The organism is Pseudactinotalea sp. (assembly GCF_048594945.1).
Lineage (GTDB): Bacteria > Actinomycetota > Actinomycetes > Actinomycetales > Beutenbergiaceae > Pseudactinotalea.
The window spans coordinates 1-6,537 of sequence record NZ_JBMDXJ010000294.1 but is presented as its reverse complement, the minus strand read 5'-3'; the positions used below and the strand labels follow the sequence as shown (position 1 = coordinate 6,537).

Below are 6,537 nucleotides of genomic sequence, written 5' to 3'. Positions count from 1 at the left end.
CTCATGATGGTCCAACCGCCTTTGCTGGCAATCCCCTGAAATTGATCCGGTGCAATTGACGAGAACCTGGGCGACGTGACAGGCTCCAGACGGTTATGGCGACGTCGTGCAGATACTTCGTGGCGAAGTCGTCCATGTGCGAGGAGACCACGGCCCGGACCCGGTCGACGTCGCCGCTCTCGATCGCGTCGGCAATGCCGACGTGCTCGGCGTACCGCATCCGGGAGGACGCGCGAGCCGGACCCGCGGCGATGATCATCATCTCGATCTGGCCGACAAGCTGCCGCCACGCCTTGAGCAACGTGCTGTTGCCCGTGAGCTCACAGACGAGCTCGTGGAAACCCAGATCGGCCTCGAGCAGGGCGGCGAATTCGCGGGAGTCGTCCTTCAGCGGCACGAGAGCCTCCCGCAGTCGGGCTGCGATGCTCGCTCTTTCGGGTCGCGTGGCCAGCAAGGTCGCGGCGAGAACCTCGAGGGCGGCCCGTACCTGGAACACCTCGCTGATCTCGGTGGCCGTCATCGTCCGGACCGACAGGTGCCCGCGGCCATCGCTGACCAGCAGGCCCTCGGCCTCGAGCGGCCGGAGGGCCTCGCGCAGGGTTCCGCGACTGACGTTCAGCTCGTCGGCGAGCCGCGTCTCGATGATGTGCTCGCCCGGAGCAATCGAGCCGGCAATGATTGCCTCACGCACGTGGGCGGTGCAACGCTGCCGGAGCGTGCGCGTGTCGAGCTTGTCGCCGAGAGTCACGGCTAAATGTTAACATTTTCGAGCGTGATGAGCCCTCAGTCCCACGCCAGCCGTACCACAGCGCTGTCGGCAGCGATGAGGATTCCGCCGGGGACCTCGGTGACTGCACCGGATGCGGCGGAGGCGATCGGCAGGGACCATCGGATGTCGCCTGCCCTCGGCTCGACGGCCAGCAGCGTGTGGTTGTGCTGGTCGGCGACCAACAGCAGATCCCGGCTCGCACCGATCACGACGGCGCGCGACAGCTCCCAGCGCGTCTCGCCAGTCAGCTGGTCGACCGTGTGCAGCCGGTAGCTGTCAGCGTCCCAGCACTGCAGGATCACGGATCCGAGGAGTCGCGCGTTCCAGTAGCACTCCGAGGTCTCGATGCGCCAGAGCTGCTCCCGGTCGGCTCGGCGATCAGCGATGAGTCCCATGCCGTCGTGGCGCAGTGCGATCGGCCCGCCGAAGTCGTCGTCCCAGGACAGCCAGGACTCCTCGGGCGCGAGCGTGAAGGATCCGTCGGCTGTGGTGACCACGTAGTCGCCGCTGTCCGTCGCCTCGATCCAGAGGTCCTCACTGAACCACCAGCGGGAGGAGATGGCGGTCGCGCCTGTCTCCAGATCGATCTCGCTGCTGGACATCGGCAGGATCAGGCTCGCCTCGGTCACGGCGAGGTCCACCCACACGCCCTCGTCCGACACCTGGGCGGCGTCGGCGGTGACGCGCCAGCGCTCAGTGCCGTCGTCCTCGATCAGCACGAGCTCCTCGGCCTCGTTGCCGGTGGCCTCGATCACCACGCGGCCGCCCGGCACGGAGGCCGCGCCGACGGCGCCCGGGTACGGTTGGGCCACACGGGTGCCGTCCTCGATGTCGATCGTGACGATCGCGGCCTCGGGTGTGGCGGGGTTCTCCACGCACATGCCCTGATCGGACCACTGGCAGGTGCCGTCAGGGACCGTGTGGCTCCATCGTTCGGCGCCGGTGGCCAGGTCGAGCCCCACGGCCCGCACCCTGTAGTTGTACTCCACCGCCACGGCGACTGTGCCTTCGATCGTCACGAGGTTCGCGGAGGACAGGGGCGGCGACTCCCACACCACCTCGGGCGCCTGGGAGATATCGAGATCGAGCAACCCGACCTCCGCGCCACCGCCGTGGCCGACCATCGCCGGGATCGCCTCGGCGTTCGCCGACCCCACCCCGATGAGAGCCAGCGCCGCGAGCATCCATCCCCAGGGATGAGCACGCCCACGGTGACCCGAACGCTCTGGCCTCGCTCCGCCGTCGGGGCTCGCCTCGGCGAGATCGAACTCGTCGACGGCGGCCATGGCGCCAATTCTCGCGCAGTGGGCTCGGTTGTGCAGTCCGGTGAGTGTCCGCGAGGCTGTCGTCATGAGCATGAGTGAGTCGCCGAAGGCCGACGGGCCGGTGGCCGGCCACCTCGGCGGCCGTTGCGCGGTGGTGACCGGCGGCGGCAGGGGCCTCGGCCGCGGCATCACCGAGGCTCTCGTGGCCGCGGGCGCTGACGTGGTGGTGCTGGCGCGCCAGCCCGTGCCGGCAGACCTCGTCGAGGCCGCCGCCCGGCATGGCCGGTCGATCGAGGGGCGGCAGGTCGACCTGCACGACGCCGCCGCCCTCGAGAGCGTTGCCACAGAGCTTCTGGTCGAGCGCGAGGTCGACATCCTCGTGAACAACGCCGGCATGCAGCACCGTGCGCCGGCTGCGGAGTTCCCGCTCCAGGCCTGGGACGACGTCCTCGCCGTCAACCTGCGTGCCGTGTTCCAGCTGTGTCAGCTGCTCGGCGCGCCGATGCTGCAGCGCGGGCGCGGCTCGGTCGTCAACATCGCCTCGTTGCTGACCTTCCAGGGCGGCATCACGGTGCCCGCCTACGCCGCGAGCAAGGGTGCGGTCGGCCAGCTCACCAAGGCACTGTGCAACGAGTGGGCGGGACGCGGCGTCAACGTGAACGCCGTGGCACCGGGGTACATGGCCACCGACATGAACGAGGCGCTGCTCGCCGACCTCGACAGGCTGCGGGCGATCACCGAGCGGATCCCTGCGGGGCGGTGGGGAACGCCGGAGGATATCGGCGGTGTGGTCGCCTTCCTGTGCTCACCGGCGGCGCAGTACATCCACGGCCAGGTCATCGCTGTCGACGGCGGGTGGTTGGCTCGCTGAGTCAGCCTCACCGTGGCCAGGACAGCCGCACCAGCTCGCTCCCGAGGTGGACGATGATGCCGTCGGCGGTCGCCCCGTAGTCGAGTATCGGTTGCGTGCCGATGCTCCAGAGGGTCTCGCCGGTACGCGCTTCGACTGCGGTGAGTGTCTCGCCGGCGCCGGAGAACAGCACCACCGATCCTGCCGCCAGCCGTGCGCCGACGCTGCCCGTGCTGCTCCAGAGCTGGTTCCCCGTGGCGACGTCGTAGCCGCTGACCGTGGTGTCGCCACCGCTGCCCTCACGTGCGGTGACCAGCGCGCCGTCGACGCGAGCCATCACCCAGTCGTTCGGGTCGGTCTGCCACACCACCTCGCCCCCTCGCTCGATCGCGATCGAGGTGTCGTTCCGTACGAGCACGTCGGGGCTTGCCGGGTCGTCGTCGGGCGCCACCACGAAGTTCTCCTGCAGCACCGTGCCGTCACGATCGAGCAAGGTGGTGGGACCATCGGGCGCGCTCAGCCGGACGTATCCGTACGCAGTCGGGATCACCGCGCTCGCGGGCTCGTCGAGCGGCGCGCCGCTCCTCGCCTCGACGACCAACGCGGTCCCCTGGAAGGTGGCGTAGATCTTATTGCCGAGTGCCGTGAGCACCGTGCCACCGATCTGGATGCCGGAAGGAGCAACGGCCAGGTCCTTCATCGAGACGGCCCACCTCAGCTCGCCGCCGGACGTGACGCGCTGCAGCATCCATTCACCGTCGAGCTGCGCCAGGGCGACCATGTCGCTGCCGGCATCGATGGCCGCGATCGTGCGGGGCAGGTCGAGTCGATGCTCCTCGCCGGTCGCGACGTCGATCCGCAGGATGCTCGAGCTCGTACCGCTCGCGCGCTCGACACACGTGAGCGCTTCGTGAACCGTGCACGTCGCCGCGCCCAGCGGGACGCTCCAGAGCGTCTCTCCGCTGTGGACCGACAGCCCGATCGCTTCCTCGCCCGTGGTGATCACGGCGACCTCGTCCACGATCGTGAGCGGGGTCATGGACCCCTGCCATCCGCCCACTGAGACCCGCCAGACCTCCTCAGGTGGCTGGCTCGCGTCGAGAGCGAGAACCCCGACGGCGCCCGGTTGGTGAGCATTCGTCGGCAGTCCTCGTGGGGGAGCGAGGGCAACGCCGGCCAGCGCGAGCACCAGGGCGGTGACCAGCCATGGCACGGCCCCGCCTGCGCGGGCTCGTCGCCGCCGAGGGTCGGTTGCGGGCTGAGCCGCGGTGCTCCCGACCTCGAACTCGTCGTCGGCGACCATGCACCATTGTGGGCACAACGCCGTGTCAGCGCGTCAGGAGACGCGCTTCCGGTTCAGCGCAACATCGTCAGGACGCCGCCACTCCACGCCAGCAGTCCGCCATCGACGGCGTGCACGTCGGCTGACTCGGCGTCGAGCGAGATCGACCAGCGGGCCTCGCCGGTTCGCGGGTCAATGCCATCGAGCCGGCCCGCTGAGCTCAGCACGATCGTGTCCGCGCTCGCCGGAACACTGCCCCACCGGAATGGCCACAGGGACTGGCTGAGATCGCCGACGCGGCGCCAGAGCTCGTTCCCGGTGAGCTCGTCGACGCCGATGAGCGTGGCATCCGCATCACTTGTGGGGTCGTCCGCGTACACCAGGAGCACCCCGTTCAGGCGGGCGAACGGCCATCCGATGCCCTCCGGGAGGACGCGCTCCGACCTGCCGTCGTAAGTGCTCACGACCGAGCCGTCACCATCGAATGTCAGCGACACCGGACCGCCGAACGCGTCATCGACACCGAGCCACAGCTCGCCGGGTGGGACCAGGAACTCAGTGCCGTCGGCTGTCGTCACCACGGTGGGCCCGCGGAACCCGCCCCGACGTGTGGATCCGTCCTGGGCGACGTCGACGGGCGCCATGCTCTGGTCCATGCGTTCGCCGGTGGCGAGGTCGTAGAGGATGCCACCTGACACCGCCACATAGCCACCGTTGGCTTCGAGGCTGATCTCGCCAGGACCGGCCTGACCCGACACGGACAGCCGCGAGCGCCACAGCTCCTCACCCTCGGTGTCGAGCCGGACGAGCATGGCGATGCCGGTGCCGCCGCCTTCGGCGACGAGCAGCCCACCGTCGTCGAGCGCGACGGCGGTGATGGCACCGGGATAGTCGTGAACGGTCGGCGGGGCGTCGGTGGCCGGGTACACGCTGATCGTCGCCTCGGGCTCGCCGCTGCCCTGAACGCATGTGACGAAGGTGCCGTCGGGCAGGCACGACCGGTCCGGGTCGTCGATCTCCCACCGCTGCGTGCCGGTCGTCGCATCCAGTCCGAGGATCGTCAGCGCCGGCAGGCTGTCGCTGTCCTCGGACACCTCGCCATCCACCGCGACCGCGATCGTGTCCGCGCCGGCGCCGAGCAGGTAAGCCGTCTCGGGGAGCTCGGTCTCCCACGCGAGGTCCGGCTCGGTGGTGAGGTCCATGTCGAGGACGTTCCACGCGATCCCGTCGCCGAGCGGGGGATAGATCGGTCCCGGCGTGATCATCACTCCCGTGAGGATGAGTGCGACAGCGATCGCGATCCACGTCTCGGCTCGGCGGATCAACGGCAGTGGCCTGCGTGTGCGTGTCGGCGCAGCACCGGGCAGCTGCTCCGTGAGGATGAACTCGTCGGTGCTCGTCATGGGCGAGGCCGTGCGGCCGATGTCGCGGCCCGCGTGGTCAGAGTGAGCACACTGCCATCCTGCCCCACCCGGTCACGGCCATTGCCACGACGTGAGGGCGCCGTCGGTCAGCACCACCATGCCGTGGTCCGTAGCTGCCACGCTGCGGACCGGCCCGGTCGAGAGCTGCCACAGCTCATCCCCCGTGCGGATGTCCATCGCCGCCAGCGTCTCCTGGTTTTCCAGGCGCAGCAGCGTGCTCCCGGACCCGGCGAGCGTGTCGGGCCAGGAGCCTTCGGGCAGCCGCCACAGCTCCTCGCCGGTGACCAGGTCGTGTCCGCTCACGGTGACGACCTCGCCCACACCGGCCGCGACCACCACACCCGCCAGTCGCGCCATCGCGAAGGTGGCGATCCGGTCGCTGGGGCCGGCCTCGTCGGGGACCATCCAGAGCGCGATGTTGTCCGCGGAGGTGGCCGTGAGCAAGGGGCCGTCCATCTTGAGCAGGACGTCGCTGCCGATGCCGTCGTCGACACGCAGCGCGATGCCGTCGGCCCGCATGGTCTGCACGTCGCCATCACGGTCGATGAGGTAGCGCACCGGGCCGAGCGCATCGACGCCCTCGGCGGTCGTCCCGAACGGAGTGCTCCAGACGGCCCAGCGCGCAGGCTCCGTCATGAGCTCACCGTTCCGAACATCGACGGCATAGGGGAGCGGGCCGCCGACCACGAGAATGTCATCGGCCAGCGCGACCGGCAGATCGGGCCAGCCGCGGGTGTCGCCGTCGAGGACGGCGACATCGAACGCCGTCTCCCATACACGCTCGTCGGCGTCGTTGACCCGCATGATGTGGCCGCGGTCGACGTCCATCGCCACGACAAGCCCGCCGTCGACGGCGATGGCGTACTCGGCCGCGGGGACCGTCAGGGTGACGGTCTCACCGCTCGCCGGGTCGATGCTCGTGATGAGGCCGACGCCGTCCCGCACCG

At 69.7% G+C, this 6,537-nt stretch carries 6 protein-coding genes; 1 reads left to right on the top strand and 5 read right to left on the bottom strand.

The window, feature by feature from the left end; translation table 11 throughout:
- Position 1: 1 nt before the first annotated feature.
- Both ACOJSN_RS12845 and ACOJSN_RS12840 read right to left on the bottom strand, forming a co-directional pair.
- Entirely contained in the window at positions 2 to 748 is a 747-nt protein-coding gene (locus tag ACOJSN_RS12845; protein WP_420112893.1) for a GntR family transcriptional regulator, read from the bottom strand.
- Positions 749 to 783: 35 nt separating this feature from the next.
- Complete coding sequence (locus ACOJSN_RS12840; RefSeq protein WP_420112892.1) at positions 784 to 2,055, bottom strand: PQQ-binding-like beta-propeller repeat protein; 1,272 nt, start codon at positions 2,053 to 2,055, stop codon at positions 784 to 786.
- A 64-nt stretch (positions 2,056 to 2,119) separates the two neighbouring features.
- Between ACOJSN_RS12840 and ACOJSN_RS12835 the strand changes: the two genes are divergently transcribed.
- Positions 2,120 to 2,905, top strand: a complete 786-nt coding sequence (locus tag ACOJSN_RS12835; protein WP_420112891.1) for an SDR family oxidoreductase — start codon at positions 2,120 to 2,122, stop codon at positions 2,903 to 2,905.
- A 7-nt stretch (positions 2,906 to 2,912) separates the two neighbouring features.
- Here ACOJSN_RS12835 and ACOJSN_RS12830 read toward each other — a convergent pair whose 3' ends face one another.
- The 3 genes from ACOJSN_RS12830 to ACOJSN_RS12820 form a co-directional block, all read right to left on the bottom strand.
- Complete coding sequence (locus tag ACOJSN_RS12830; protein ID WP_420112890.1) at positions 2,913 to 4,187, bottom strand: PQQ-binding-like beta-propeller repeat protein; 1,275 nt, start codon at positions 4,185 to 4,187, stop codon at positions 2,913 to 2,915.
- A gap of 53 nt (positions 4,188 to 4,240) precedes the next feature.
- Positions 4,241 to 5,569 carry a PQQ-binding-like beta-propeller repeat protein gene (locus tag ACOJSN_RS12825; RefSeq protein WP_420112889.1) on the bottom strand — a complete coding sequence of 443 codons (1,329 nt, stop codon included), beginning with the start codon at positions 5,567 to 5,569 and terminating at the stop codon, positions 4,241 to 4,243.
- Between the two features lie 72 nt (positions 5,570 to 5,641).
- The coding region (locus ACOJSN_RS12820) for a hypothetical protein (protein WP_420112888.1) at positions 5,642 to 6,537 on the bottom strand (896 nt) is incomplete at its 5' end.